This window comes from Sedimentitalea arenosa, assembly GCF_016428585.1.
GTDB classification, from domain to species: domain Bacteria; phylum Pseudomonadota; class Alphaproteobacteria; order Rhodobacterales; family Rhodobacteraceae; genus Sedimentitalea; species Sedimentitalea arenosa.
Genome location: NZ_JAELVR010000003.1, coordinates 1 through 25474 on the forward strand (window position 1 = coordinate 1; position 25474 = coordinate 25474).

28 protein-coding genes are annotated in these 25474 nt (G+C 63.1%); 13 read left to right on the top strand and 15 right to left on the bottom strand.

Translation table 11 applies throughout. The features are described 5' to 3' along the window. A partial coding sequence (locus JF290_RS04635) for an EF-Tu C-terminal domain-related protein (protein ID WP_199023609.1) occupies nucleotides 1–119 on the top strand: 119 nt, incomplete at its 5' end. A gap of 184 nt (nucleotides 120–303) precedes the next feature. Continuing rightward, nucleotides 304–1629, top strand: coding sequence for a glutamate--tRNA ligase (gene gltX / locus JF290_RS04640; RefSeq protein WP_199023610.1), 1326 nt, complete (start codon nucleotides 304–306; stop codon nucleotides 1627–1629). 56 nt (nucleotides 1630–1685) lie between these two features. On the opposite strand, the gene JF290_RS04645 is transcribed toward gltX, so the two are convergent. Continuing rightward, the gene (locus JF290_RS04645) at nucleotides 1686–2267 is read right to left on the bottom strand and encodes a gamma-glutamylcyclotransferase (protein WP_199023611.1); all 582 of its coding nucleotides are present in this window, start codon (nucleotides 2265–2267) and stop codon (nucleotides 1686–1688) included. A gap of 89 nt (nucleotides 2268–2356) precedes the next feature. Here JF290_RS04645 and JF290_RS04650 point away from each other — a divergent pair, with 89 nt between their 5' ends. Further along, on the top strand, nucleotides 2357–2806 hold the full coding sequence (locus JF290_RS04650) for an RrF2 family transcriptional regulator (protein WP_199023612.1): 450 nt from the start codon (nucleotides 2357–2359) through the stop codon (nucleotides 2804–2806). A gap of 7 nt (nucleotides 2807–2813) precedes the next feature. On the opposite strand, the gene JF290_RS04655 is transcribed toward JF290_RS04650, so the two are convergent. Together JF290_RS04655 and JF290_RS04660 are read right to left on the bottom strand one after the other, a co-directional pair. Continuing rightward, the gene (locus tag JF290_RS04655) at nucleotides 2814–5342 is read right to left on the bottom strand and encodes an ABC transporter permease (RefSeq protein ID WP_199023613.1); all 2529 of its coding nucleotides are present in this window, start codon (nucleotides 5340–5342) and stop codon (nucleotides 2814–2816) included. Beyond that, nucleotides 5339–6034 (bottom strand): ABC transporter ATP-binding protein, encoded by a 696-nt coding sequence (locus tag JF290_RS04660; protein WP_199023614.1) that lies wholly within the window; start codon nucleotides 6032–6034, stop codon nucleotides 5339–5341. Before JF290_RS04660 ends, JF290_RS04655 begins: the two co-directional genes overlap by 4 nt. Nucleotides 6035–6085: 51 nt before the next feature. Between JF290_RS04660 and JF290_RS04665 the strand changes: the two genes are divergently transcribed. After that, the gene (locus tag JF290_RS04665; protein WP_199023615.1) at nucleotides 6086–6733 is read left to right on the top strand and encodes an arylesterase; all 648 of its coding nucleotides are present in this window, start codon (nucleotides 6086–6088) and stop codon (nucleotides 6731–6733) included. Nucleotides 6734–6740: 7 nt separating this feature from the next. Here JF290_RS04665 and JF290_RS04670 read toward each other — a convergent pair whose 3' ends face one another. From JF290_RS04670 to JF290_RS04680, 3 genes are all read right to left on the bottom strand, one after another. Beyond that, entirely contained in the window at nucleotides 6741–7274 is a 534-nt protein-coding gene (locus JF290_RS04670) for a DUF4329 domain-containing protein (RefSeq protein WP_199023616.1), read from the bottom strand. A 16-nt stretch (nucleotides 7275–7290) separates the two neighbouring features. Further along, a complete protein-coding gene (locus tag JF290_RS04675) occupies nucleotides 7291–7845 on the bottom strand; it encodes a L,D-transpeptidase (protein WP_199023970.1) in 555 nt (184 codons plus the stop codon). 211 nt (nucleotides 7846–8056) lie between these two features. Next, nucleotides 8057–8263, bottom strand: coding sequence for a cold-shock protein (locus JF290_RS04680; RefSeq protein WP_027263247.1), 207 nt, complete (start codon nucleotides 8261–8263; stop codon nucleotides 8057–8059). A 310-nt stretch (nucleotides 8264–8573) separates the two neighbouring features. Between JF290_RS04680 and trxC the strand changes: the two genes are divergently transcribed. Then, nucleotides 8574–8999 carry a thioredoxin TrxC gene (gene trxC, locus JF290_RS04685; RefSeq protein ID WP_199023617.1) on the top strand — a complete coding sequence of 142 codons (426 nt, stop codon included), beginning with the start codon at nucleotides 8574–8576 and terminating at the stop codon, nucleotides 8997–8999. A gap of 123 nt (nucleotides 9000–9122) precedes the next feature. After that, a complete protein-coding gene (locus tag JF290_RS19680; RefSeq protein WP_255626029.1) occupies nucleotides 9123–9254 on the top strand; it encodes a hypothetical protein in 132 nt (43 codons plus the stop codon). Nucleotides 9255–9769: 515 nt separating this feature from the next. Here the strand turns inward: JF290_RS19680 and JF290_RS04690 are convergent. The 5 genes from JF290_RS04690 to JF290_RS04710 all read right to left on the bottom strand — a co-directional run bounded on the left by JF290_RS04690 (nucleotide 9770) and on the right by JF290_RS04710 (nucleotide 14751). Next, nucleotides 9770–10138, bottom strand: a complete 369-nt coding sequence (locus tag JF290_RS04690; RefSeq protein ID WP_199023618.1) for a hypothetical protein — start codon at nucleotides 10136–10138, stop codon at nucleotides 9770–9772. Nucleotides 10139–10248: 110 nt separating this feature from the next. After that, nucleotides 10249–11913 (bottom strand): energy-dependent translational throttle protein EttA, encoded by a 1665-nt coding sequence (ettA, locus tag JF290_RS04695; RefSeq protein ID WP_199023619.1) that lies wholly within the window; start codon nucleotides 11911–11913, stop codon nucleotides 10249–10251. A gap of 140 nt (nucleotides 11914–12053) precedes the next feature. Beyond that, entirely contained in the window at nucleotides 12054–12842 is a 789-nt protein-coding gene (locus JF290_RS04700) for a VPLPA-CTERM sorting domain-containing protein (protein WP_233155154.1), read from the bottom strand. 191 nt (nucleotides 12843–13033) lie between these two features. Then, nucleotides 13034–13975: a trypsin-like serine protease gene (locus JF290_RS04705; protein WP_199023620.1), complete on the bottom strand. Its 942-nt coding sequence runs from the start codon at nucleotides 13973–13975 to the stop codon at nucleotides 13034–13036. Between the two features lie 62 nt (nucleotides 13976–14037). Next, nucleotides 14038–14751, bottom strand: a complete 714-nt coding sequence (locus tag JF290_RS04710) for a hypothetical protein (protein ID WP_199023621.1) — start codon at nucleotides 14749–14751, stop codon at nucleotides 14038–14040. Nucleotides 14752–14890: 139 nt separating this feature from the next. On the opposite strand from JF290_RS04710, the gene JF290_RS04715 reads away from it, so the two are divergent. Next, nucleotides 14891–15496: a nicotinate-nucleotide adenylyltransferase gene (locus JF290_RS04715; RefSeq protein ID WP_199023622.1), complete on the top strand. Its 606-nt coding sequence runs from the start codon at nucleotides 14891–14893 to the stop codon at nucleotides 15494–15496. Nucleotides 15497–15586: 90 nt separating this feature from the next. Next, on the top strand, nucleotides 15587–17083 hold the full coding sequence (gene dacB, locus JF290_RS04720; protein WP_199023623.1) for a D-alanyl-D-alanine carboxypeptidase/D-alanyl-D-alanine endopeptidase: 1497 nt from the start codon (nucleotides 15587–15589) through the stop codon (nucleotides 17081–17083). Nucleotides 17084–17148: 65 nt separating this feature from the next. Here the strand turns inward: dacB and JF290_RS04725 are convergent, their stop codons facing one another. Together JF290_RS04725 and JF290_RS04730 are read right to left on the bottom strand one after the other, a co-directional pair. After that, nucleotides 17149–17775 carry an outer membrane protein gene (locus JF290_RS04725; protein WP_199023624.1) on the bottom strand — a complete coding sequence of 209 codons (627 nt, stop codon included), beginning with the start codon at nucleotides 17773–17775 and terminating at the stop codon, nucleotides 17149–17151. Nucleotides 17776–17978: 203 nt separating this feature from the next. Next, nucleotides 17979–18347: a tellurite resistance TerB family protein gene (locus JF290_RS04730; protein ID WP_199023974.1), complete on the bottom strand. Its 369-nt coding sequence runs from the start codon at nucleotides 18345–18347 to the stop codon at nucleotides 17979–17981. Between the two features lie 268 nt (nucleotides 18348–18615). Between JF290_RS04730 and JF290_RS04735 the strand changes: the two genes are divergently transcribed. From JF290_RS04735 to JF290_RS04745, 3 genes are all read left to right on the top strand, one after another. Then, nucleotides 18616–20190 (top strand): lysine--tRNA ligase, encoded by a 1575-nt coding sequence (locus JF290_RS04735; RefSeq protein ID WP_199023625.1) that lies wholly within the window; start codon nucleotides 18616–18618, stop codon nucleotides 20188–20190. An 81-nt stretch (nucleotides 20191–20271) separates the two neighbouring features. Further along, nucleotides 20272–20658 (top strand): DUF4864 domain-containing protein, encoded by a 387-nt coding sequence (locus JF290_RS04740; protein ID WP_233155156.1) that lies wholly within the window; start codon nucleotides 20272–20274, stop codon nucleotides 20656–20658. Nucleotides 20659–20811: 153 nt separating this feature from the next. Further along, nucleotides 20812–23097, top strand: coding sequence for a glycosyl hydrolase family 28-related protein (locus JF290_RS04745; RefSeq protein ID WP_199023627.1), 2286 nt, complete (start codon nucleotides 20812–20814; stop codon nucleotides 23095–23097). Here the strand turns inward: JF290_RS04745 and JF290_RS04750 are convergent, their stop codons facing one another. Next, the gene (locus JF290_RS04750; protein WP_199023628.1) at nucleotides 23098–23586 is read right to left on the bottom strand and encodes a HugZ family pyridoxamine 5'-phosphate oxidase; all 489 of its coding nucleotides are present in this window, start codon (nucleotides 23584–23586) and stop codon (nucleotides 23098–23100) included. 43 nt (nucleotides 23587–23629) lie between these two features. Continuing rightward, nucleotides 23630–24295 carry a hypothetical protein gene (locus JF290_RS04755; RefSeq protein ID WP_199023629.1) on the bottom strand — a complete coding sequence of 222 codons (666 nt, stop codon included), beginning with the start codon at nucleotides 24293–24295 and terminating at the stop codon, nucleotides 23630–23632. 123 nt (nucleotides 24296–24418) lie between these two features. Between JF290_RS04755 and parA the strand changes: the two genes are divergently transcribed. Together parA and JF290_RS04765 are read left to right on the top strand one after the other, a co-directional pair. Then, a complete protein-coding gene (gene parA / locus JF290_RS04760) occupies nucleotides 24419–25063 on the top strand; it encodes a ParA family partition ATPase (protein ID WP_227363918.1) in 645 nt (214 codons plus the stop codon). A 31-nt stretch (nucleotides 25064–25094) separates the two neighbouring features. Further along, entirely contained in the window at nucleotides 25095–25415 is a 321-nt protein-coding gene (locus tag JF290_RS04765) for an antibiotic biosynthesis monooxygenase family protein (RefSeq protein ID WP_199023630.1), read from the top strand. Nucleotides 25416–25474 lie beyond the last annotated feature (59 nt).

The window sequence follows — 25474 nt, forward strand, 5'->3', positions numbered from 1 at the left end:
ACGTGAGCTTCGGCGTCGAGCTGATCGCCCCGATCGCGATGGAAAACGGCCTCCGCTTCGCCATCCGCGAAGGCGGCCGCACCGTCGGAGCCGGCGTCGTCTCCAAAATCATCGAGTAAGCGCCGAGCGATCTCCGCCCCGAAGAACCAAGTCTGGCCGCGGGGCGGGACATCAGAAAAGGACAAGGCCGCTCCTCCCGGGGGGCGGCCTTTCCTCTTGATGAAGGCCGAGAATCACCCTGCGGGCATGCTCGCTGGACAAAAGCCCGGGGCTGTGACAACAGACCGCCAACAGGAGGCTCCGATGACCACCACCCGTTTCGCTCCGTCCCCGACCGGCTATATTCATGTCGGCAATCTGCGCACGGCCCTGATGAACTACTTGATCGCCCGCAAGGCGGGCGGCACGTTCATCCTGAGGATCGACGATACCGACCCGGAGCGCTCCAAAGAAGAATATGTCGACGCGATCAAGGAGGACCTGGCGTGGCTCGGTCTGCATTGGGACCGCGTGGAGCGACAGTCCCGGCGGCTCGACCGCTACGCGCTTGCGGCCGACAAGCTGCGCGAGATGGGGCGGTTCTACGAAGCGTTCGAAACCCCGACCGAACTGGACCTCAAACGCAAGAAGCAGCTCAACATGGGTAAGCCGCCGGTCTATGACCGTGCCGCGCTGGCGTTGAGCGAGGCCGAGAAGGAGGCTCTGCGGGCCGAGCGCGGACAGGGGGTCTGGCGGTTCAAGCTCGATCACGAGCGCATCGAGTGGCAGGACGGCATCCTTGGCGACATCTCGATCGACGCCGCCAGCGTCAGTGATCCGGTGCTGATCCGTGGCGATGGACAGGTGCTTTACACGCTGGCTTCGGTCGTCGATGACACCGAGATGGGTGTGACGGATGTTGTGCGTGGGTCGGACCACGTGACCAACACCGCGACCCAGATCCAGATCATTCGCGCGCTCGGCGGAACGGTTCCGCGCTTTGCGCATCATTCGCTGCTGACCGGCCCGCAGGGCGAGGCGCTGAGCAAGCGCTTGGGAACACTGGCGCTGCGGGATCTGCGTGCGCGCGGCGTTCAGCCGATGGCCCTGCTGAGCCTGATGGCGCGGCTGGGGTCGAGCGATCCGGTCGAATTGCAGACCGACATGGCGGCCTTGATCGACGGCTTCGATATCGGCCGGTTCGGCAGCGCACCAACCAAGTTCGACGTCGAGGACCTTTTTCCGCTGACCGCGCATTGGTTGCAGATTCAGCCGCTGGAACGCGTCAGCGCCGAGGTGGAGGCACTTGGCGTGCCGGAGGACTTGGCCGAGCCGTTCTGGCACATGGCGCGGGACAACATCACAACGCTGCAGGACCTCGAGGGTTGGTGGGAACTTTGCCGTGACGGAGCTGAACCGCTGATCGACGCAGATGACCGCGAATTCGTCGAGCAAGCGATGGGCTTGTTGCCGGAGCGTCCCTTTGACTCCGAAACATGGGCCAGCTGGACCGGCGCGGTGCGCGAGGCGACGGGACGCAAGGGCAAGGCCCTGTTCATGCCGCTGCGCAAGGCCCTGACCGGGCAGGAACGCGGGCCCGAAATGGCGGCGCTGCTGCCGTTGCTTCAGACCCTTCGTGCACGGGGCTAGGCCCCAGCGACCCCGCGACTTGTCGGGTTCCCGACACCGGAACCAAGCCGATACGGTCAGCCGCGCCGAGTATCGGGAACGATTTGCGCGCCAAGCTCGTCGAGCAGGCTGTCGACCAGGCCGGTCTCGTCACGGGACAGTTGCTGGTGACGAGCGTAGCGCGGCTCGGCTCGATCATTCAGGATCGGGGCCTCCCAGCCGCGGGTCGTGGCGATGAAGCGATCAACACCAGGCCGGCCGAATTCCCGCAGATAGCCTTGGATCACGACGTCGAGATAGCTCATGAGGATGGGATAGCGGGTGGTCGGAGCGGAATGCCGGCTCTCGGGCACGGCATAGACCGCGATCTCCGGATCCGCAGTGAGGTCGTGGCTGACCGCGTCGTGAGCGGGCACCCGGTCATACGCCCATTCGCGTTCATCCAGCGCGGCCCAATCTGCCCCCGGCACGCGGGCGATCATGCCGTCGATCCGGCTGCCTTCCATGGGGATCGCGGTCAGAAAGGCCACCGGCCTCAGGTCGGTATGGCGCCAGGCGCGTGCCCAGCCGGTCAGGACGGCCGGGTGGGCATCGGCGAAATCGTGGGTCACGCGGTTCACGAGGCTGCCATAGCCGAAGAAGTAGGGATCTGCGGGCATGTGTTCCCGGTTACGATTGATGTAAGTCAAACTGCTTTTTGTCGTGATGTGCGACAAAGTGCAATCGGAACCACGCAAGGAGAGTTCCCGTGCGAATCACGAAGCGGACCAATATCGCCGTTCGTTTGCTGATGTATTGCGAAGCCAACAGGGATCGTCTGGTGACCAAGGCGGAGATTGCCGATTGCTGCAACATCTCCGAGAACCACCTGGCGCAGGTGATCAACCAGTTGAGCCAGCTGAAATATCTGCACACCCAGCGGGGCCGCAACGGTGGCATGAGCCTTGCGCGCGAGGCGAGCGCCATCCGGATCGGAGACGTCTTCCGCGATATCGAAGGACCTCTGCCGATCGCGGAGTGCTTCGCGGATGCGGACAACACCTGTCCTTTGGTGAGCGCTTGCCGTCTGCGGGTCGCCTTGTCGGATGCGGCGCAGGCCTTCTATGCCGCACTGGATGACATTTCGCTTCGATCGTTGGTGTGCGACAATCCGAAATTGATCGACATCCTGCGCCCGCAGGTCAGTTGCACGCACTGAGGGCGGTTTATTCGCGCCCGCGCAGGACGCGGGCCGGCGGAGCGGAGAGAGGTCGCCAGGCAAAGGCGAGGCCTGCCAGCAGGGTCGCGGCGACGCCGCCGAACACAATGAACAGCGCCGACGACCAGATCACAGTGAAATCCGTGTCGAGCACGAAATGGCTGACGGCCCACCCACCCGCGATGCCGGCGGCCAGCGCGACCGAGCCGGCTGCGGCGCCGAGGATCGCCGCGCGCAGGGCGAAGCTGGCCAGAATGTGCCGCCGCGCTGCCCCCAGCGTCTTGAGTATGGCGGACTCGAAGGTGCGGGCCTGTTCGCCCGCAGCCGCAGCACCGATCAGAACGAGAAATCCGGTCAGCAGCGTCGCCGCGGCACCGTAGGATGTCGCGGCGGCCAGACCGGCGAGCACCTCCGACACACGGTCGATGGCATCGCGCACCCGGATCGCCGTGATGTTGGGATAGGCATTGGCCAGATCGCGCAGGATACGGGCTTCGGCGTCCTCGTCTGCATAGACCGTGGAAATGAAGCTGTGCGGCGCGCCCGCGAGTGCCGAAGGATTCATCGTCAGAACGAAGCCAAGGCCGGCGGTCGAGAAGTCGACCTCGCGGAAACTGGTGATCGTTGCCTCGATGTCGCGCCCGAGGATGTTAACGGTGAGCGTGTCGCCCAGTGAGAGGCCCATTTCAGTCGCCTCTTCCTGTGCGAAGCTGATTTGCGGTGCGCCGTCATACTCCTCGCCCCACCATGTTCCCGCGGTCAGCCGGGTGTTGTCGGGCAGGGTATCTGCATAGGTTAGGCCACGATCGCCCTGCACGACCCAGTGATCGCCCGCCACCTCGCGCGCGGGCTGGCCGTTGATCCGGGTCACGACGCCGCGCAGCATCGGCGCGGTTTCGACACGGCTGACGGCGGAGTCCTCGGCGAGCCTGGAGGTGAAGCCGTCGATCTGGTCCTGTTGGATATCCACGAAGAAATAGGACGGTGCGAGATCGGGAAGGTTGCCTGAAATGGCCGTTCGGAGGTTTCCGTCGATCTGCCCCACTGCGGCGAGGACCGAAAGGCCCAACCCCAGCGACAACACGACCGAGGCCGCGCCCTCGCGCGGACCGGAGATCGCCGAAAGCGCCCATCTGAGAGCCGGCCGGCCACGTGCGGCGACCCCGAGCGCCCGGGCGAGAGCACGGATTCCCAGCGCTGAAACGGCCAGCAACGCCAATGCGAAGGCCAGCCCGCCGGTCGTCCACAGGGTCAGCCGTGCGGTTCCGCTGAAGAAGGCCGCGAGACCCACCAACAGCATCAGCCCGAGCGCAATGGTCACGAGATACTTGAAGGGCGGCAACAGACGCGAGGTCGACAAGGCATCGCGAAACAGGGTGGCGGCGCGCACTTCCTCTGTACGGGCCAACGGCCAGAGCGTGAAGACCAGCGCAGTCAACAGACCATAGATCGCGGCCTCGGCCAGAGGAGCGGGGTATATCGCAAAAGCCGAAGGAATCGGCAGGCGGGCTTCGATCAGCGGCGCCAGCAGGACGGGGGCAAGTGCGCCGAGAACAAGGCCAAGGAAAATGCCGAAGATCGACAGGATGCCGATCTGGATGAAGTAGGTCTGGAAAATCGTCGACCGGTCCGCCCCCAGAGTGCGCAACGTGGCGATGACGCTCGTCTTTTCGGCAAGATAGGCACGGACGGCGGCGGCGACGCCGACGCCACCGACCGCAAGCCCGGACAGCCCGACGAGCACGAGAAAGGACCCGAGCCGGTCGACGAATTCAGCGACGCCGGGCGCGCCGTTGCGGGCATCGGTCCAGCGCAGGCCGGTGCCTTCGAACCGTGCGCGCGCCTCGCGGGACACGGCGTCAAGGTCGGTGTCGGGCGGGAGGGTCATGCGGTACTTGGTGTCAAACAACGTCCCGGGTTCCAGAAGGCCCGAGCCCGACAGGCCGGCCGTCGCGACCAGCGTGCGCGGCCCAAGACCAAAACCGTCCGCCGCGCCGTCGGGTTCGTGCACGAGCGTCGCCATCAGAACGAAGTCCTGCGTGCCAAGACGGAAACGGTCGCCGATCGACAGGCCCAGCCGGTCGATCAGGACACGGTCCATCACGCCGCCGGGTAGGTCATCGGTGCCCGCCAGCGCCGTGTGCAGATCCATCTCTGGGTCGAGTTTGGGCGTGCCGACCAGCGGATAGGCGGCATCGACGGCCTTGACTTGGGTCAGGCCGCGTTCGGCCTCACCGTCGCGCTCGACCACGGCCATCGACCTGAAATCGACCACTTCGGACAGGGCTGTCGCTGTGTCCTGCATCCAGATCCGCTCGGCCTCGTTGGCGAACCTGTAGGTGAAGCGCATCTCGGCGTCGCCGCCGAGAAGCGCAGCACCTTCACGCGCAAGCCCGGCCTCTATACCGGTCCGCACAGAACCGACCGCCGCGATCGCGGCCACGCCCAGCGTCAAGCAAGCGAGGAAGATGCGGAAGCCGTGCAGGCCACCACGCAATTCCCGGCGCGCGAAGCGGGCGGCGAGTCGCAGGCTCATTCGGCGGCCTTGCGTGCGGTTTCAGGCGCAATTTGGCCGTCCCGCAACCGGATCACCCGGTCGCAGCGCGCGGCCAACTCGTTGGAATGGGTCACCAACACCAGGGTCGCGCCATGGCTGTCGCGAAGATCGAACAGAAGATCCATGATCGCCGCGCCATTGGTCTCGTCGAGATTGCCTGTCGGCTCGTCGGCGAGCAGGATATGCGGGCGTGGAGCGGAGGCGCGTGCCAGCGCAACGCGCTGTTGCTCTCCGCCCGACAACTGGGCGGGGTAGTGATTGGCGCGACTGGACAGCCCGACCACCTCGAGTTCGGCCGCGGCACGGTCGAAGGCGTCCGGTGCGCCCGCCAGTTCAAGCGGCGTCGCCACGTTTTCCAATGCGGTCATGGTCGGGATCAAGTGGAAGGACTGGAACACCACGCCCATGTGGTCGCGCCGGAACCGGGCGAGTTGATCCTCGTCCATCGCGGTAAGGTCTTGTCCCAGTGCCGTGATCCTGCCGCTGGTAGCCTGTTCCAGCCCGCCCATCAGCATCAGGAGAGAGGATTTGCCCGATCCGGATGGTCCGATCAGCCCGAGAGTTTCGCCCTTTGCCACGTCCAGCGTGATTGAATGCAGGATATCGACGGGGCCGGCATTGCCATTCAGCGACAAAGAGGCATCTTTAAGGGACAGGATCGGGTCGGTCATCGGCCAGGCAACTTTCACTATGTTCAGAAGGCATATGGAGCGACCAGCGGCATGCGCAAGCAATTGTTCGGAATTGTCCTTTCTTTATGTGGCATCTCGGCCAACGCCGAGCCGGTGACCATCGCCGCGCTTGGCGACAGCCTGACGCAAGGCTACGGGTTGCATCAGGAGGACGGGTTCGTGCCACGCCTTCAAGCGTGGTTGCAGAGGAACGGTGCCGACGTGGTCCTGATCAATGCGGGCGTGTCGGGCGATACGACCGCCGGCGGCGCGTCGCGCGTGACGTGGACTCTGACGCCCGATGTCGACGGGTTGATCGTGGCGCTTGGTGGCAACGATCTGCTGAGAGGGCTTGATCCGGCCACGAGTCGGGCCAATCTTGAGAAGATTCTGCAGGCCGCCCGACAGGCTGATGTCGATACACTGGTCGTGGGCATGCAGGCCCCGGGAAATTTCGGGCCCGATTACAAGGCAGAATTCGATTCGATCTATCCCGATCTATCGGAGAGGTTCGGCACGCTTTACGCAGAAAGCTTCTTTGCCGGGATCGAAGGCGAGACTGCCGACCCCTCCGAGATGCGCCAGTTCATGCAGGCTGACGGCATTCACCCCAATCCCGACGGCGTGAACCGCATCGTCGAGGCGCTGGGACCTGTCGTGCTGGATCTCGTCGCCCGCATCGAGGCAGGTGAAAGCTGATCATGCTTCAGTGTGAGTTTTCCATCCGGAGCAGGTCGCGCAGGCGATAGCTCTGCAGGATCACGCCGTCATCTCCGGCGTTAAAGTCCGGATCCTGCGGCAGGCAGTTGAGCCCGCAAATCTGAACGGCGTGTCCGGCCGCACCATCAATGAACCAGAGTCGTCCGCCCGGCGTCGCGACATAGCCATCCACGCCTTCCTGTGCGTCACTCAGCAGGTCCTGCGCGGTAGGAAATTCGGCCGGCACATCGGGATCGTAAGCGCCATGGGTATGGAACGAGGCGATCAGTCTCATCTCGCTGTCAGGCAGGACCGGCGTGCAGCCGTCATGCCCGCCGCGGACCACCGGGGTCACGGTCAGGCCGTCGCGCGTTTCGCCGAGATAGCCGCAATATTCGCGTTCCGTGGCAAAGGAGAGGTACTGCAGGCGGGCGAGTTCTTCCTTGACCAGCGCCAGATCGTCGGGATTCGGCTGGGCATTGGCCGGCGCATCGGGGCTCAGCGCGACCGCCATCACGAGGAGGGTGATGGGCAGCAGCATCCGCCCCGGTGCCCCGTCAGAGAACGGTTACGACCGTTCCGATCGGCACGCGCTCATAGAGGTCGATGACATGCGCGTTCAGCATCCGGATGCAGCCGTTGGACGCCGACTGGCCGATGGTGTTCGGCTGCGTGGTGCCGTGAATGCGGAAATAGGTGTCGACCCCGTTCTGGAACAGGTAGAGGGCGCGCGCGCCCAGAGGATTGTCGGGACCACCGGGTTGGATATAGTCGTTGTCCTTGAACCGCGCATAGGTGCGCGGATCGCGCTCGATCATCTCCTGGGTCGGGCGCCAGGTGGGCCATTCCTTCTTGACGTCGATCGTGGCGGTGCCGGTGAATTCCAACCCGGCCTTGCCGACACCGCAGCCATAGCGGATCGCCTTGCGCGGTTCGGTCACGAAGTAAAGGTAGTAGGAGCGCGGCAGGATCAGGAGTTGCCCGGGCAGGAAATCCTTCTTGATGCGCACATATTGCGGGGTCGGGTCGAATTCGGCCGCCTGGGCCTTGCCCGACCGGGGCAGAAGGGCCGCGGCGGAACCGGCGGCGAGAAACGAGCGACGTGAAATCATGACCATTCTCAACAGGTTGTTTCCGGGACACCCGGTATAATCGGCCTGTGTGAAGGTTCGGTCAATGGGGTTGCGCGGCGAGCTCTTGCGATATGCGGCTCTTGAGCCACGCTTCGCGCGCGCCGTCTGAGTGCTCAAACATCTGAACGAAAAAAGAAAAAGGCGGGCACCGGGCCCGCCTTTCCTGTCGTTTCGGCCGAAGCCGTCAGGCTTATGCCAGCGCCAGGTTGGTCGCGCTCTCGCGGCCGTCGCGGCCTGCTTCGATGTCGAACGTGACTTTCTGGTTGTCGGCGAGGCCGGTGAGGCCAGCACGCTCAACAGCGGAAATGTGGACGAAAACGTCCTTGCTGCCGCCATCGGGTGCGATGAAGCCGAAGCCTTTGGTAGAGTTGAACCATTTCACGGTGCCAGTGGCCATATCCGTGGTCTCCTGTCTTAAGTTTGCTGCCCGCGGAAGTGCGGCAGCCCGGCGTGGTTGGTCTGGATCGAAGACTGACCGCCGTGTGAGGGAGGAGACAGTGGGTCGAAAAAGATAACGTTAGCGCTGCCCATATGGCAGAATCGCGCGAGTCGGGCAAGTGCTTTCGGTTGGGCGGTGAGACCGCACTTGTCCCGCGTCTGCCAACCTCTTCGCGCCACCGTTTTGCGGATGTCGATCACTTGCCGCCTGGGGCGTGTCTTCCTATATGATTTATCGAATGTGATGACCCCCAAAGCGGAGATGCGAGATGGCGGGCAAGAAACTGACATGCCTTCACTGCGGGCAACTGAACCGGGTACCCGAGGCGCGGCTGGATGCCGGCGCCACGTGCGGCACCTGCGGCGCGAAACTGATGCCCGGCAAGGCGGTCGACGTCGACCCGGCGATCCTGGCCAAGGCGGCGCGGAATGACGAGCTTCCGCTGGTCGCGGATTTCTGGGCGCCGTGGTGCGGTCCGTGCCGGATGATGGCGCCGGAATTCTCCAAGGCTGCGGGCACGCTGTCGGGTCGGGCGCGGCTGGTCAAGCTGAACACCGAGGACCACCAGGCCGCTGGCGCGACCTACAACATCCGGGGGATCCCGACGATGGTGGCCTTTTCCGGTGGGCGCGAGGTCAGACGCCAATCGGGCGCGATGCGCGAAGCCGACATCGTCCGCTGGGCGGAAGGCTGAGGTCCGATCTTGTCGGCGCCCGGCGGTAGGTTGGTTTGTGTCAGGGCATTGTAACGCGCCGCGGGCAGGGCCATCTCTGCAAGGTCGGGGGTATGTTCCTTCGGCGATCAAAGGATTGACATCATGTCCTTCAAGGACCTGTCGAAAAAGACCGAGGCGATAAAAGCCGCCGCGGATACCCCGAAGACCGACGCGCCAAAGACCGGAGACGGCAAAGCGCCGGCCGCAGCACCGGAACCGGAAAAGAAATCCTGACCTGCTGACCCCGGTCAGCCCTCCAAATCGCGGCGTGTGCGTGCCGCCAAGGTGTCAAGGGCGTCCCAACGGGCGCCCTTTGGTGTATGCGTCGTCGCGCAGCAAGGGCGCAAGCCCTCATCATGGTGCACAGCAACGCGCCAGAGGTCGCGCGGACTTGAAACACTCGGTATGATGCGCCCTGCGGAAGCGCCTGAGCCCTCGCTTTGCGAGGGCGTCAGCCGGCAGTTCATTGTGCAGCAATGAATGAGAGGCCACGCTGAAATGGAACGTTGGGAATGATGCGCCCAGCGGAAACGCCCCGCGTTTTCGCCGCGCCCGTCCGCCCCCATGGGCGGGCGCGTTTCACGCCCCCGGGGCTTTCAGCCCTCTACGGCCGCAATCTGTCCACTGGACAGATTGTAAGACGGCCTTCGACCCGCGGACGGGCGCGCTTTCACTCGCAGTGGTTTTGTTGGCTTTCACCGCGCCCTATAATTTTCTTTCTTGCGCTTGCCTCGCATTAGATTGGCGAGTCATTTTTCGAGTTCAGCTATGGTTTCGTCGATTTGATCAATAAGTCTTTGAAATGGAGTGTTCACACTGGCCAGTTTTGACCATCGGTCTCTTAAGCCTTTGAGAATTCTTACACTTAGTTTTCGGTACTCTTTTAATCTCTCCAATTCAAACACAACAGCGATTTGCCGATCCAAGTAAATTGAGCCTTCTTCGTCGGGTTGAACGAGCTCTTTCACCAACATGTGGTAAACCTTAAACTGGCGGTCCCGCTCTTCTGATCGTTTGATCAAAAACCATTGGATCATAGTCCAAGCAAGCGGGCAGGCGATCAAAACCACTCCAAGAGCACTCGCGTTTTCGTTGAGCCACTCCAGTATAGTATTCATCTCGTGTGTTTCCGTTTCCTGCAGTCGGATTGGCTTAAATTAGCGGACGGTAAACTATAGCAGTGTGCGCCCGCATTTGCTGAGCACACGCTTTCGCGCATCAAAGCAATTTACCCGCCTGAGCGGGTAAATTTCTTGTGCTTCAACCGCTTCGGCTCCAGCGCGTCTGCGCCCAGCCGCCGCTTCTTGTCCTCTTCATAATCCTCGAAGTTCCCCTCGAACCACTCCACATGGGCGTCGCCCTCAAACGCGAGAATATGCGTGCAGATGCGGTCGAGGAAGAACCGGTCGTGGGAGATGACCACGGCGCAGCCGGCGAAATCGACGAGGGCGTCTTCGAGCGCGCGGAGGGTTTCGACGTCGAGATCGTTGGTCGGTTCGTCCAAGAGCAGCACGTTGCCGCCTTCCTTCAGCAGCCGGGCCATGTGGACGCGGTTGCGTTCGCCGCCTGACAAGAGCCCGACCTTCTTCTGCTGATCGCCGCCCTTGAAGTTGAAGGACGAGCAATAGGCGCGGGAATTGACCTCGGCATCGCCGAGCTGGATCAGTTCGGCGCCACCGGTGATCGCCTCCCACACGGTGTCGTCAGGCGCGAGGTCGTCGCGGGACTGATCGACATAGGAGAGATCCACCGTGTCGCCGTATTCGATGCTGCCGGCATCGGGTTTTTCCTGCCCGGTCAGCATCTTGAACAGGGTCGACTTGCCGGCGCCGTTGGGGCCGATGACGCCGACGATGCCGCCGGGCGGCAGGGAGAAGTCGAGATTTTCGATCAATTGCTTGTCGCCCATGTGCTTGGACAGGCCGTTCACTTCGATCACCTTGGAGCCGAGACGCGGGCCGTTGGGGATGACGATCTGGGCGCGGGCTAGTTTCTCGCGCTCGGACGTTTCGGCCATCTCGTTGTAGGACTTGATCCGCGCCTTGGACTTGGCCTGCCGCGCCTTGGCGCCCTGGCGCATCCATTCCAGTTCGCGCTCCAGCGTTTTCTGCTTGGACTTGTCCTCACGGGCTTCCTGCTCCAGCCGCTTGGCCTTCTGTTCGAGCCAGGCGGAGTAGTTGCCTTCGTAGGGAATGCCGCGGCCGCGGTCGAGTTCAAGGATCCAGCCGGTGATGTCGTCCAGGAAATAGCGATCATGGGTGACGATCAGGATCGTGCCCTTGTAGTCGATCAGGTGCTGTTGCAACCAGGCAATGGTTTCCGCATCGAGATGGTTGGTCGGTTCGTCCAGCAGCAGCATGTCGGGGGCTTCGAGCAGCAGCTTGCAAAGCGCGACGCGGCGGCGTTCACCGCCCGAGAGGGTTTTCACATCGGCATCGTCGGGCGGGCAGCGCAGGGCCTCCATCGAAACGTCGATCTGGCTGTCGAGATCCCAAAGGTTCTCGGCGTCGATCTGGTCTTGCAGAGCGGCCATCTCGTCGGCGGTTTCGTCGGAATAATTCATCGCCAGATCGTTGTAGCGGTCGAGTTTGGCCTTCTTTTCGGCCACGCCCAGCATGACGTTCTCGCGCACCGTCAGGGACTCATCCAACTGCGGTTCCTGCGGCAGGTAGCCGACCTTGGCGCCTTCGGCGGCCCAGGCTTCGCCGGTGAAGTCGGTGTCGAGCCCGGCCATGATCTTCATCAGGGTGGACTTGCCCGCGCCGTTGACGCCGACGACGCCGATCTTGACGCCCGGCAGAAAGGACAGGTGGATGTTCTCGAAGCATTTCTTGCCACCGGGATAGGTCTTGGACACACCCTGCATGTGGTAGACGTATTGATAGGCGGCCATGGGGTTCTCCTGCTGGTGGGCGTTGACCTGCGTGATCTAGTCAAGCGCGGGTGAAACTGCAATGCGTGAGGTGGGTTTCGCCGTGGGGAACGAAAAAGGCCGCCCGGTGGGGCGGCCTTCGGTGTAAGGTCACTCGCGGATCAGGTGCGCTTGCGACGGCGCAGCGCGTAGAGACCGCCAACCCCTGCCAGCAGCAGCGGCAGGCTGGCAGGCAGCGGGACCGGGGCCATCTCGCTGGTGGCGACCAGGTTGTCGAAATAGATCGTGCGATCAACGCCGGCGTCGGTGTTGATGTTCTGCAGGATCACGGTGTCGAAGAAGAGGCTGCCCGAGGCGGCACCGGAGTAGAGCTGTTCGCCGTCGACGGAAAAGCTGAACAGGTCGTTGGCGCTGTCGATGGCGATCTCCAGGTTGGCGAAGCTGTCATAGGCGAACCCGGTCTGGGTGCCGACCGCCATCCAACTGGCGGTGTCGGATGTGTAGACCTGGAACTGGTTGTCGAAGAATTCGATGATCGGATAGCTGGTGATCGTGTTGGTGCCGTCGACCGCTGCGCCCCATACACCGCCAATGCGGCCCTGCGCGTTTTCAAAGGCGCTATCAATGAAGAAGTCGATCGAAAGCGACGTCGCGCCCGTGATGTCGAATTTGCGGCCTTGGGTGTTGTAAAAGACATTGGATTGACCGCTCGGACGGCCTGCGGCGTTGTCGGCTTCCGAAATGGTCACGGCGAGGCGTTCGTCGCCCATGAAAGTTTCGGACGAGAAGCTCTCCGGGGCGTAACGGTCGGTGTACCAGGCGCCAGGAGCCTGTGTATCAGACAGGACCGGGTTGGTGCTGAAGTCCTGAGAGGTGATGACGGCAGCACCGGCAGTGCCGGCTGCGACGCTGAAGGCCAGTGCAAGACAGGTCGATTTCGTGATATTCATTTTTTCCCTCTTTATTCCGTAGGGAAACGCTAGAAAATGGAATTTCAGATTTCAACGAATTGAGGCGGAATTGGATGGGTTCCATTGGGGAATAGAAAGCTGAAACTCGGGAGGGTGGTCAAAGTGACCTAGCGGCAATTACCGCTGCAATTTTTCTGTGAATTGCCACGGTTGGCAAGACGCTGATTTGCTCACTCCAGAGCGGTGGACGGTTCCGGTTCCCACGTGGCTTTGGATGCGAAATGAGCGATCCAAGCGGCGAGATCGGTGGCATCGGTTCCTGGGAGTGAGTTGCGGAAGGTGGGCGTGTAGGTGCCGTGGCGCGCGGGTGGGCGCAGGAGCGGCAGGCCGCAGATATCGGGGTCGGGCAATCCGCTACCGAACAGCACACCGGCGACGACGTCGCGTCCGTCCAGCCGTAGGATCAGCGGGCTGCCACTGTCTCCTTGGACGACGCGGGCACCATGTGCGCGTTCGGGAGGAAGGGTGAAAAGGTGGCAGGCATTGCGGTCCCAGTAGGAAACGCGCCCAGTTTGGCGGCGGGGCAGGTCCCGCGCGGCACGTTCCCCGAGGCCCCAGCCGGCATAGCGCATGTCCGCGCTGCGCAGGAAGGCGTCGAGATCGGCCGCTGGCGGCTTGGCCAGCACCTGCATCGGCGTCACCAGCGCCGGAGGCACGCGGCGGACCAGCTGCAGCAAGGCAACGTCAGCGCAGAGCGGCAGGCTGTAGGCGCGAACTTTGACTGCCATGCGCAGGTCATCGCGCCCGGCTCCAAAGCCAACCGAGACGGTCTTGCGAATGTCGATCGGTTGCCACTCGAACGGATCCTGCCAAGCCCCGCCTTGCAAGCCATGCTGGTCCGGCAGGGCGGCGCATCGGGGCGCGCTGTCGGTCGCCGGACGCGGAGCGCGGAATTGCGCAGGGACGCAATGGGCGGCGGTCAGCACGATGAACTCGGTGATGAGCGTTCCCGAGCAATGGCCGAGATAGACCACGGCGTTGTGGCTGGCCGTGGCGCGGTCATCTCGGGCCTGCCCGTTGGACAGCGCGGGGGCGGTGGCGATGCCGATCTGCGCTGCAAGCGGCTGCACCAGCAGGCCGAGACAGGCCAAGATGAGGGGAAATGTGCGCATGGTGCGATTCTAGCGGGGCGGCCTGCGGCCTGTCGAGAGGATCTTGCGGTGGGCCTTGCGCCTCAATTGATGCCGGGCAGTTCGCCTGAGTTCAGTCCGAGCACCGCGAGATAGCGTAGGAAGCCGACACAATAGAACAGCACGAAGGCGAGCAGGTAAGCCAGCAGCGAGCGCTGGCGCGACAGAGCGTGCAACCGACGATAGATGCTCCAGCAATAGATGTACCAAGTGATGGCCACCACGAAGGTGATGAGCGCAAGCGCCATCAGCCCATAGGCTTCGGCCATATTTGCGCGACTGAAGTCGGCCCATTGCGTGGAGGCGAAGTCGAGCCCGCCATAGCGCCAGATCTGTGCAATGAGAGGGTCCGCGCCGGCGAGGATACCCATCGCGATGATCTGCCCGAAGACGAGAAACAGGTAGATCGGGCTGGCGATGTAGATCGACGCGATCAGGGTCTGCTCGAACGTGCCGGTGCCGCCGACCAGTCGAAACACCAGGATCAGCGCCGCGTTGAACAGCAGGATTTCGAATAGCTTGACCACGAAGAGAGCGCCCGCGACTGTGGCGAAATCCTGGCCCTCGGCCAGCAGCGGCGCCTGCGCGAGAAAGGCGATGCCGATGCTGATCCCACAGAAGACCAGCGCGTGGCGGAGCGGTTCGGACGGCTCCATCACGAGGCGCGGGATGTTGATCTTGGGATTGGCGACCACCGAAACCAGCATCGGAATATAGGACGACAGCCCCTTGATAATGGCTTCGATCAAGTCTTTCACGTCGAATTTCCTTTTGACGCGGGGTGCTGAAATTGTCGTATTCGAAAACATGCCGAGCATACCAGAGCGGTGCCGTCTGCGCCACGATGGCATGAATTTCGCTGGACAATCCCGTCTTGGGGGCAGTTAAAGCGGGGCCATGTTTCCCGGGATGCCCCTTGTCAGGCCGGGCCAGAGCATCGGCCTGCTGGGCGGATCCTTCGATCCGCCCCATGAGGGGCATGTGCATATCACCCGCGAGGCTTTGAAGCGGTTCGGGCTGGACCGGGTGTGGTGGCTGGTCAGCCCCGGCAATCCGCTGAAGGCGCGCGGACCTGCGCCGTTGGCCGAGCGGATGACTGCGGCGCGGGCGATGATGCAAGACCCGCGTGTGGACGTGACCGATATCGAGGCGCGGCTGGGTACGCGTGTGACGGCGGACACGCTCGCCCGACTGCGGGCGATCTCTCCCGGTGTGCGGTTCGTGTGGCTGATGGGGGCGGACAACCTCGCGCAGCTGCACCTTTGGCGCGACTGGCGCGCGATTATGGACAGTGTGCCGGTCGGAGTTTTGGCGCGGCCCGGCGATCGGATCTCGGCGCGGATGTCGCCGGCGGCGCGGATCTACCGCGCCAACCGGATCAACGCGACGGCGAGCCAGACGCTAGGCCGGGCGGAGGCGCCGGCCTGGTGTTTCGTCAACGTGCCGATGGTGGATCTGAGTTCGACCGCGATCCGCGAGCGGATGGGGCGCGGCACAACCTGAACTTGATTGGGTGAGGGGAAAACTCGCGCTTGTTTGGACGGCGATCCTGCGCTTTAGTGCCACCATGACGACAGCGTGGACGATACAGCCATGAGAGGCGCGACGACGCGCAGAAGCTTTCTTGCCGGCTTGACGGCCTTCGCGGTGCCGGGGACTGCCCTTTCTGGTCCGCCGCAGGTGTCGTTGCGCCCGCAGATGCGCGGCGCAGATTTCGCACGACTCGCGGGCGGCGGGCTGGACGCGCTGATCGCGCGCGCCGGGCTGAGCGGCGAGGTAGTCTGTGCGGTGGCGGATGTGGACACGGGACTGGAACTTGAGGCCGCGAATGGCGAGCGCGGCCTGCCGCCGGCGAGCGTGGCCAAGGCGCTCACCGCGCTCTACGCGTTGGAGGTCCTCGGCCCGGAGTATCGGTTTTCCACTCGGCTGATCGCCACCGGGCCGATCCGCGACGGAATCCTCGACGGCGACCTGATCCTCGCGGGTGGGGGCGATCCGACGTTGACACCCGACGAACTGGCCAAGATGGCGGGACAATTGAAACAGGCCGGGCTGCGTGAGGTGCGTGGCGCCTTCGAAGTTCTTGACGGGGCGCTGCCCTACGTGCGCAGTATAGACCCGGGACAGCCCGATCATGTCAGCTATAGCCCGGCAGTGTCGGGAATCGCGCTCAACTTCAACAGGGTGCATTTCGAGTGGCGCCGCGCGGGCAAGGGCTATGCGGTTTCGATGGACGGTCGCACCGGAAAGTACCGTCCCGACGTGACCATGGTGCAGATGAAGGTCGTGGCGCGCAGCCTTCCGATTTATACCTATGCCGGAGAGGACGGTATCGACCGCTGGACCGTCGCCAGCGGCGCGTTGGGCAATGGCGGCGCGCGGTGGTTGCCGGTGCGCAACCCGGCGGCCTATGCCGGCGACGTGTTCCGCACCATGGCACGGGCGCAGGGGATCGTGCTGCAATCGGCGACGCGGGTGAGTCGGCTGGCCGGAGGCGGTACCGTCTTGGTGACCCATCAGAGCGAACCGCTCGAGCCGATCCTGCAAGATATGCTGAAGTATTCCACCAATCTGACCGCCGAGATGGTCGGCATGACGGCGAGCGTGGCGGCGGGCGCGCGGCCCGCTTCGCTGGCAGAGTCAGGCGCCGCCATGAGCCGATGGGCGGCGGAGCGGTTCGGGATGCGCGGCACCAGCTTGGTCGATCATTCAGGTCTGGGGGATGCGTCGAAGATGACCGCGCAGGACCTGGTCGGCGCGTTGGTGGCGGCTCGGCAGGACAACCGACTGCGGCCGCTGCTCAAACCGTTCGGCCTGCGGGATTCAGGGGGGCGGGTGATGCGTGACCACCCGATCAAGGTGGATGCCAAGACCGGAACGCTGAATTTCGTCTCGGGGCTGGGCGGTTACATGACCGCATCCGATGGCACGGAACTCGCCTTTGCCATCTTCGCGGCGGATTCGCGGCGGCGCGGGCAATTGACGCGTGCCGAGCGTGAGAGGCCCGAGGGGGCGCGGGGCTGGAACCGTCGCGCCAAGCAGGTGCAGCAGAAGCTGATCGAACGCTGGGGAACGCTCTACGGCAGTTGAGCATAGCGCACGAAAAAGGGGCCCGGAATGTGACCCGAGCCCCCTTGCAGTGATCGTTTATCGGATCAGAAGCGGTATGCCGCCTTGATGTAGATCGAGTTCAGATCCAAGTCGCCACCGGTAGAGCCGGCACCGCTGAAGGTCTGGTACATGTATTCCGCACCAACGGTCCAATTTTCGCCAACACGCCAGTCATAGCCAAGACCGAGGACGTAGCTGTCGGAGTCGAAATCCAGCACATTGGTGGGGCTGTCGAAATCCGCATAAGCGAAACCAGCGCTACCGTAGAGCATGCCATTGCCCAGTTCGTAACCGGCGATCAGCTTCAGGCGGGCAACAGCGTCGAGGCTGGTGGTGACACCAGTAGCCTGTTCCGTGACAGAAATGTCGGTGAAATCATACTGGAATTCCGGGCCGAGATACCAACCGTTGCCGAGCGACCAGAGATAACCCGCGGTGATACCGCCGATCACGTTGTCTTCATTGAAGTCGCTGATGATATTGCTGTCGATGTTGAAGTCGCTGAACGCGTAGCCGAGTTGGGCACCCACGTATCCGCCTTCCCAGAACGAGGCGATGGGGGCGACCGGCACGATAACCGGATCGACCGGTGCCGGATCGGTGTTGCCGGCGAAAGCTGCGCCTGCGGTACCTGCAAATGCCAAGGCGAGGGCTGTAGTCGTCATTTTCATTAGAGTCTGCTCCTAGTGGTGCGTTTTTGTTGATCCGACCCGAACACTTCATGACAAGGCATGAGTCGAGTTGGACCTCATGTCTTAACTCCGGGGCGGCTTTTCAAGTTCCATCTTCAGCTCGAAAAAGATTTCGGCCAATTCCAGCTTAAACCGGCGGGAGACCGCCGATCGGGTGCGCAAAACCGTGGATTCTGTTACCGTCAGGTAACATGGCGTGCGCGCGCGCCGCGCTCGATCGCGGCTGCGTGCAGGCGATCGATGTTCAACTCGTAACGCATCTCTTCCAGCATCCGCAGTTCCTGTTCACCGAGCGCGCCATCGGCCGCGGCCACGTCGCAGGCCAGAGCATAGGCGGTTTCGAACAGCCGTTGTGGCAGGTTTTCGCGGATCAGCCCGAACAACGCATCCAGTCCGTCCTCTTGTTCGAAAAGGTCGAAAACCACCTGTGCAGTCGCTTTCATGCGGTCGATGTCATAGTTTGCGAAGATCGGCAGCATGTTCACCGAGGACTGGATCTTGACCAATTCTGCGGTGCGCATGTTTTCGTCCGAGGCGGAGATGGCGATCATCAGCGCAACGAGGCAGTCCTGCGCGCTGAGCGCCGTTTCTGTACTGTCGGACACCGGGCACTTCCTTTTGCTGAGCCTTGTTGCATTGCAGAATATGGATGTGGCAGGCGCAGCACAATCCCCGGCGTGCCGTGTTGACGGAACGGGGGCGGCGCAATAGGGAAAGCGGCACCATCGCGCGCATCCGCGCGTCTCTTCACCTGTCGCGTATCGGCGCGCACGATCCATTGCCGTGTCCGACGCGCGACCGATCCTACCGGAGTGTCACATGTCTGATCTGCGTGAAGCTGCCCTTGCGTCCAAGGCCTGGCCGTTCGATGAGGCGCGCCGGGTCGCGAAACGCTACGAGAAGGCGCCGCCCGAAAAGGGGTATGTGCTGTTCGAAACCGGCTACGGGCCGTCGGGGCTGCCGCATATCGGCACGTTCGGCGAGGTGGCGCGCACGACGATGATCCGGCGGGCATTCGAGGTGATCAGCGACATTCCGACCAAGCTCATCTGCTTTTCCGACGATCTGGACGGGATGCGCAAGGTACCGGGAAACGTGCCCAACCCGGAAAAACTGACCGAATACCTGCAACTGCCGCTGACCAGCGTGCCGGACCCGTTCGGCGAATACGAGAGCTTTGGTCATCATAACAACGCCATGCTGCGGCGGTTTCTCGACACATTCGGGTTCGAGTATGAGTTCATCAGCGCGACGGAGTTCTACAAATCCGGCCAATTCGACGCGGTGTTGTTGCGCTGTGCCGAGCGCTATGACGAGATCATGAAGATCATGCTCAAGTCGCTGCGTGAAGAGCGGCGGCAAACCTATTCGATCTTCCTGCCGATCCATCCTGAAACGGGGCGGGTGCTTTATGTGCCGATGAAGCATGTCGACGCCGCAAAGGGCGAAATTACCTTTGACGACGAAGAGGGCCGCGAGTGGACCCTGCCGGTGACGGGCGGCAACGTGAAGCTGCAATGGAAGCCCGATTTCGGGGCCCGCTGGGCGGCGTTGGGGGTCGATTTCGAGATGTATGGCAAGGACCATTCGACCAACACGCCGATCTATGACGGCATCTGCCGGGTGCTGGGGGAACGTCCGCCTGAGCATTTCACCTATGAGCTGTTTCTTGACGAGAACGGGCAGAAGATTTCCAAGTCCTCGGGCAATGGCGTGTCGATCGACGAATGGCTGACCTATGCCAGCACCGAGAGTCTGTCCTATTTCATGTACCAGAAGCCGAAGACGGCGAAGCGGATGTATTTCGACGTCATTCCCAAGGCCGTGGATGAATACCACCAGCAGCTGCGGGCCTATCCGGCGCAGGACGTGAAGGCGCAGTTGAACAATCCGGTCTGGCATATTCACGGCGGCGATGTTCCCGAGAGCACGCTGATCGTGCCCTTCGCGATGCTGTTGAATTTGGCCTCGGTGTCGGGCGCGGAGGACAAGGAACAGCTCTGGGGCTTCATCAAACGCTACGCGCCTGACGCGACAGCCAGAAGCCATCCGGATCTCGACGCGGCGGCGGGTTTCGCGGTGCGCTATTTCAACGATTTCGTCAAGCCGACGCGCCAATACCGCGCGCCGACGGAGCAGGAGCGCGAGGCGTTGCTCGCGCTGCGGGCGGAACTGGCGGCCTATGATGGACGGATCGAGGACGAGGCGCTGCAATCGATCGTCTATTCGGTCGGCCGCGACCGGTTCGATCCGATGCGCGACTGGTTTACGGCGCTCTACGAGGTACTGCTGGGTGCAAGCCAGGGTCCGCGGTTCGGTGGGTTCATCGCGCTTTACGGCGTGGACGAAACCGTGGCGCTGATCGACCGGGCGTTGAAAGGCGAGTTGGCCTGACACGGTAGATTTGACCGGTACGGCGGTTCGCCTATTTCCATGGGCAGTCCATTCGGAGGATTGCCCATGCGGAAATTGTTCATGTCCCTAGCCGTCATCATCGGGTTGGCAGGCGCCGCCCAAGCGCAGAACGCGGAGATCGAAGCCACCATCGGAGGACAGATCGAAGCCTTCCTCGTGGACGATTTCGACCGTGCCTTCTCCTTCGCCAGCCCCAACATCCAGCGCGTGTTCCGGACGCCGGAGAGTTTCGGCGCGATGGTAAAGGGCGGGTATCCGATGGTCTGGCGGCCGTCGAACGTTCGGTTTCTGGAGCTTCGCGAAATCTCGGGCGCAGTGTGGCAGAAGGTGATGATCACCGACGGCAAAGGGCGGGCGCATATTCTCGATTATCAGATGATCGAACAGGAAAGCGGCTGGAAGATCAACGCTGTGCAGGTTTTGGACAGCTCAGGCGCCAGTGCCTGAGACCGCATGCGTTGCGTGGTTACCGTGACGGTGGTGTGAGCGGCTCTTAACCCTTCTTGAATATCTCATCCGACGCGTTCGGGGCAATCCCGGGCAGCACGGCTTGGCCGCCGGGGACCGACCCGGGCGCGTGGTATTTGGAAAGGGATTTGGATGAACAAGGCAATCACCGACGGCGTTCTGCTGATGCCGCCCGCATTCGCGAACGGGCTGGATGTCTGGTCCAGCGGCAACGGCACCCCGGGATCGAGCAGCTATGACGGGGCGATCAACGCGGCCCTCGTGCCGGCGGACCAGGATTTCGGTGGTTGTCTCGAATTGCAGAAGACCGCTGCGGTGCAAAAGGTGCGCTACATGGGCGAGACCCCGCTGCTGCCGGGCTGTTACCTGCGGATCACCGCGCGGGTGAAGGCGATCGGTGGCAGTCTGCCGGGCGTGCGCATTGCCGGCTGGGCCGGTGGGGCCGGCGGCACGCATGTGAACGATGTGATCGAAGTCGGCCCGACCGAAACGCTTGCGACCTATGGCAACGTGGTCGAGGTGTCGGCTATCGTGGGGCCGGGCGCACGGGGAGGCGTCGACATGGCCTGGGGCCCGCAGGCGATCTATGGGCATTTCGGCCTCGACCTGACCGGGCAGAACGGCGGGATCGTGCGGATCGACGACCTGGTGATCGAGGATATCACCAGCGCATTCCTGCGCGACATGTTGAACGTGGTGGACGTGCGGGACTATGGCGCAGTCGGGGACGGCGCGACCGACGACTCGGCGGCCTTCGAAGCTGCCGACAACGCCGCGGCGGGTCGGCGCATCCTGGTGCCGGCAGGTGTCTACAGGTTGGCGGAGAACGTGTCGTTGAACGCACCGGTGACCTTCGAGGGCACGGTCACGATGTCCGCGGACAAGATGCTGATCCTGAGCAAGAGCTTCGACCTGCCGAGCTATATCGCGGCCTTCGGCGACGAGGAACTGGCTTTCGGCAAGGCCTTCCAGGCGCTTCTGAACAACTCGGATCATGAATCGCTCGACATGTGCGGGCGGAAAGTGACGGTCACCGCGCCGATCGACATGCAGGCCGCCGTGCCCAACAAGACGACCTACGCTACCCGTCGGGTGATCCGCAACGGCCAGTTGACCGCAATCGGTGGCGCGGCATGGGACGCGTCGAAGATCACGGCGCAGGCCACCTATTCCGCGAGCGACCCTCGCAAGCTGACCAACGTCGCCAATATCGCCAATATCGCCATCGGGGCGCTGGTGGAGGGCAGCGGGGTCGGGCGCGAGATCTATGTACGGTCCAAGAACGTCGGCGCGGGCGAGATCACGTTGAATGCGCCGCTGTTCGACGCGGAAGGCACCCAGAACTTCACCTTCACAGATTTCAAATACATGCTGGATTTCAGCGGATTCAGCCAACTGAGTCAGTTCGCGCTGAGCGATATCGAGTTCCAGTGCGGCGGGCTGTGTAGCGGCATCCGGCTGGCGCCGACCGGCAGCACGTTTCACCTGCGCGACTGTTTCATCAGCCGCCCAAAGGACCGTGGCGTCACCTCGATCGGGACCGGCTGTCAGGGCATCCTGATCGATCGCTGCCAATTCCTGTCCTCGGAGGATTCGCTGACCGTGCCAGAGCGGAGCTCGGTCGCGATCAACGTCAACGCCAACGACGCCAAGCTTCGAAACAACCGGGCGACGCGGTTCAAGCATTTCGCGCTGCTGGGCGGCTCGAATTCCGTGGTGCTGGGCAATCACTTCTTCCAGGGCGACGAGGTGCCTGCGGGCGTGCGCACGGCCGGCCTGGTGATGGCGAGCAATTTCAACAGTTCGACGATCACCGGCAACTACATCGACAATTGCTCGGTAGAATGGACCAACGAGAGGGACCCCACGCCCGACTTTAGCACTGGCTTCTCGTTCAGCGCGATGAGCATCACCGACAACATCATGCTGTGCGGCGATGTCGCGCCTTGGTTCAGCTTCATAGTGGTCAAGCCGCACGGCACCGGGCATTTCCTGAACGGGGTGACGATCAGCGGAAACAAGTTCCGCAGTCTGAACGGGGCAATCGACCGGGTGGAACGGATCGATACGAGCTTTTCCGATCTGGACTTCACCCGTACCAAGCACCTGACGTTTGCGGCCAACACCTATCACAACGTTCAGCAGCAGGCTTTCAACCCGCTGAGGCTCGATCACACCGAAGGCAGCCTGGCCAAGACATGGCTGATCGGAACCGGCGGCGAACTGCCCTTCGGCGGGCGTGTGCGCCGGGTCGAGTCAGTGCAGCCGCAGGATCAGATCCAGAACGGATCTGGTGCGACGAACCATTCCCTGCCTTTCGCGCGTACCGAGCAGGGGCCGGCTGGCAACCAGGCGCATCTCGTCTGGAGCGAACCCGTGCGCGGCACGGTCGCGGTGACGGTGCGCATGGATACCTGATCAGCCGCCCGGCAGGCCGAGATCCGCAGCGGTCAGGGCGAATGCCTTGCCGAAGCCGCCATTGAGATGCGCCTGGTCGATCCGGAACAGGACAAATGAAAAGTCGGCGAACCCGATGTAGAGCTTGGCCTTGGGATGGTCGCGCAGATAATGCGCGGCCATTTCGTCATATTCTGGGTCGTCGTGGCGCAGGAATGCAGCCTGTGCCTGAAGCGTCAGACGTGGCTGGTTGAGCGGGTCGCCACGCGGCAAAACCTCTCCCACCAGCAGCGAACAGGTGGGGTTCGCGCGCAAGGCTCCTGTATGGGCCGACAGGTCCGACACCAGTGTCAGCGGGCGTCCGGCGGGGCAAAGCCCGAACGCGACCCGCGTCACCATCGGTGCGCCCCCTTGCGTCAGCACCGCAAGCGCGGCGATGCGGGCGTCGCGCATGAGATCGCGGGCAAGCCCGCGGGCGGCGTCGTCGGTGGGGCGGATCGGATCTGTCATGACGGCGAGCGTAACGCGCGCCCCTTGGTGGTCAAGCCGCGCATCAAAAGTTGCGCCAGAACCCGAAGGTGATGCCGTAGGTCTCCTGCAAGGCCTTGCGCCGTTCCAGCCCGATGATCCAGGTGCTCTTGCCGACGTCGAACATCACGCCGGGGGTCACCGCCCAGGCCAAGGGGCTGTCCGCGATCTGCGCGGTTTCGATCTTGAGCAACGGGCGCACCCGCCAGCCCGAGGACATGCCGATCACGCCGTCGAGCTTGATGGCCGGGTCGGTGAGGCCGGTGCGCACCTCGTAGGCGGTTTCAAGCGCCATCCAGCCGTTGCCCCATCGGGTTTCGAACCCCCGCCCGACCGCGAAGGCAAGCTTGTACATCGGAAACCACTCATTGCGCCACATATGCGTGCCGGCGGCCAATTCGATCGCATAGCGCGTCCGCCAGTCCGGCTTCCCCAGCGGCAGGCGAGCGAACAGCAGAGCGTGGGCCGCAAGGCCACGCTTTTCGTTCAGGTCCGCGCCGAGCGTCAGGAACGGAGTCAGCCCGTATTCCAGGTAGAAGCTGTTCTCGTTCTCCAGCGGCACCGTGATGTTGCCTCGCACTGTCGAACTGATGGCGGAAAAGGCGGTCTTGTGCTCGCGCAGCCAGGCACCGGCCATGGCCGGGGGCGCGCCCAGGGCGCACAGAAGCAGGACCGCCAGCTTTTTGTGCATCACGCACCCTCCAAAGGCCAACATCGGCAGGCTTGGTTAACAGGGCGTTACCGGGGATGCGTCGGCGCGGTCTTTTGGCCATTGCGTCACTGCGCCGACCGGATATCCTGCAACGCGGCACTCATGGGGGATCGGATGGGGCGGGTCATCACCATTGCGCAACAAAAGGGCGGGTCGGGCAAGACCACGCTGGCGGTGAACCTGGCGGTCGGGTTTGTTCGGGCCGGAAAATCGGTCGCACTAATGGACACCGACCCGCAGGGCAGCGCCGGGCGCTGGTTCATGACCCGTCTGGACACCTTGGAGGAGCCGGGGCTGACCTTCTCTACCGCTTCGGCGTGGGGAGCCTCGTATGAATGCCGCAAGCTGGCGCAGGACCATGACATCGTGATCGTGGACACGCCGCCCAAGGCCGACAGCGACCTGCGTCCCGCGCTGCGGGCTGCCGACCTGGTGCTGGTACCGGTGGCGACTTCGCATCTCGACCTCTGGGCGGTCGAGTCGGTCCTTGACCTGGCGCTGCGCGAGGACAAGCCGGCATTGATCGTCATGACGCGCAGTCGCGCCGGCACGCGCCTGGCCGAGGACGTGGGCGCCAAGGCCGCCGAACTGGCCGCCGAGATCGCCGAAACCTCGATGGCCAACCGTGTGGTCTATGCCGAGACGCTCGGACAGGGCCGCGCCGCGCCCGAGGCCCCCAAGGGTCCGGCCCGCGCCGAGGTCGAGAACCTTGTGCGCGAAGTGCAGGCGCGGCTGGATCAGCTGTGATAGACTAAGGGCTCAGGCCAAGGAGGAGCGCATGCAAACCATTTCCAAGGACAACCCCGTCCAGACCGTCATCACGACGTTCGAAACCTCGCCCGGCACATGCCAGGACCTGCTGGATGCGCTGACCGGTGCCTACAACGACTTCATAAGCAAACAGCCCGGCTTCATCGCTGCCAGCCTGCATGTGAACGACGCCCAGACCCGGATCGCGAACTATTCGCAATGGACCCGGCGCGAGGACTTCCAGGCCATGCTGCGCAGTGACGAGATGCGCGCCCGCAACCGAAAGATCAACGACTTGTGCCGCTCGTTCGAGCCGGTCATGTATGACGTTGCCGCGAGTTTTGGCTGACGGCAGGGCATTGAATCCAAAGGGCTCCATCGCCATATCGCCTGAACAACAACAGGAGA

Excerpts from the sequence above, each read along its gene's own strand:
- gltX (WP_199023610.1), top strand. The coding sequence starts at position 304 with ATGACCACCACCCGTTTCGCTCCGTCCCCGACCGGCTATATTCATGTC.
- JF290_RS04645 (WP_199023611.1), bottom strand. The coding sequence starts at position 2,267 with ATGCCCGCAGATCCCTACTTCTTCGGCTATGGCAGCCTCGTGAACCGC.
- JF290_RS04655 (WP_199023613.1), bottom strand. The coding sequence starts at position 5,342 with ATGAGCCTGCGACTCGCCGCCCGCTTCGCGCGCCGGGAATTGCGTGGT.
- JF290_RS04660 (WP_199023614.1), bottom strand. The coding sequence starts at position 6,034 with ATGACCGACCCGATCCTGTCCCTTAAAGATGCCTCTTTGTCGCTGAAT.
- JF290_RS04665 (WP_199023615.1), top strand. The coding sequence starts at position 6,086 with ATGCGCAAGCAATTGTTCGGAATTGTCCTTTCTTTATGTGGCATCTCG.
- JF290_RS04670 (WP_199023616.1), bottom strand. The coding sequence starts at position 7,274 with ATGCTGCTGCCCATCACCCTCCTCGTGATGGCGGTCGCGCTGAGCCCC.
- JF290_RS04675 (WP_199023970.1), bottom strand. The coding sequence starts at position 7,845 with ATGATTTCACGTCGCTCGTTTCTCGCCGCCGGTTCCGCCGCGGCCCTT.
- JF290_RS04680 (WP_027263247.1), bottom strand. The coding sequence starts at position 8,263 with ATGGCCACTGGCACCGTGAAATGGTTCAACTCTACCAAAGGCTTCGGC.
- trxC (WP_199023617.1), top strand. The coding sequence starts at position 8,574 with ATGGCGGGCAAGAAACTGACATGCCTTCACTGCGGGCAACTGAACCGG.
- JF290_RS19680 (WP_255626029.1), top strand. The coding sequence starts at position 9,123 with ATGTCCTTCAAGGACCTGTCGAAAAAGACCGAGGCGATAAAAGCCGCC.
- JF290_RS04690 (WP_199023618.1), bottom strand. The coding sequence starts at position 10,138 with ATGAATACTATACTGGAGTGGCTCAACGAAAACGCGAGTGCTCTTGGA.
- ettA (WP_199023619.1), bottom strand. The coding sequence starts at position 11,913 with ATGGCCGCCTATCAATACGTCTACCACATGCAGGGTGTGTCCAAGACC.
- JF290_RS04700 (WP_233155154.1), bottom strand. The coding sequence starts at position 12,842 with ATGAATATCACGAAATCGACCTGTCTTGCACTGGCCTTCAGCGTCGCA.
- JF290_RS04705 (WP_199023620.1), bottom strand. The coding sequence starts at position 13,975 with ATGCGCACATTTCCCCTCATCTTGGCCTGTCTCGGCCTGCTGGTGCAG.
- JF290_RS04715 (WP_199023622.1), top strand. The coding sequence starts at position 14,891 with ATGTTTCCCGGGATGCCCCTTGTCAGGCCGGGCCAGAGCATCGGCCTG.
- dacB (WP_199023623.1), top strand. The coding sequence starts at position 15,587 with ATGAGAGGCGCGACGACGCGCAGAAGCTTTCTTGCCGGCTTGACGGCC.
- JF290_RS04725 (WP_199023624.1), bottom strand. The coding sequence starts at position 17,775 with ATGAAAATGACGACTACAGCCCTCGCCTTGGCATTTGCAGGTACCGCA.
- JF290_RS04730 (WP_199023974.1), bottom strand. The coding sequence starts at position 18,347 with ATGATCGCCATCTCCGCCTCGGACGAAAACATGCGCACCGCAGAATTG.
- JF290_RS04735 (WP_199023625.1), top strand. The coding sequence starts at position 18,616 with ATGTCTGATCTGCGTGAAGCTGCCCTTGCGTCCAAGGCCTGGCCGTTC.
- JF290_RS04740 (WP_233155156.1), top strand. The coding sequence starts at position 20,272 with ATGTCCCTAGCCGTCATCATCGGGTTGGCAGGCGCCGCCCAAGCGCAG.
- JF290_RS04745 (WP_199023627.1), top strand. The coding sequence starts at position 20,812 with ATGAACAAGGCAATCACCGACGGCGTTCTGCTGATGCCGCCCGCATTC.
- JF290_RS04750 (WP_199023628.1), bottom strand. The coding sequence starts at position 23,586 with ATGACAGATCCGATCCGCCCCACCGACGACGCCGCCCGCGGGCTTGCC.
- JF290_RS04755 (WP_199023629.1), bottom strand. The coding sequence starts at position 24,295 with ATGCACAAAAAGCTGGCGGTCCTGCTTCTGTGCGCCCTGGGCGCGCCC.
- parA (WP_227363918.1), top strand. The coding sequence starts at position 24,419 with ATGGGGGATCGGATGGGGCGGGTCATCACCATTGCGCAACAAAAGGGC.
- JF290_RS04765 (WP_199023630.1), top strand. The coding sequence starts at position 25,095 with ATGCAAACCATTTCCAAGGACAACCCCGTCCAGACCGTCATCACGACG.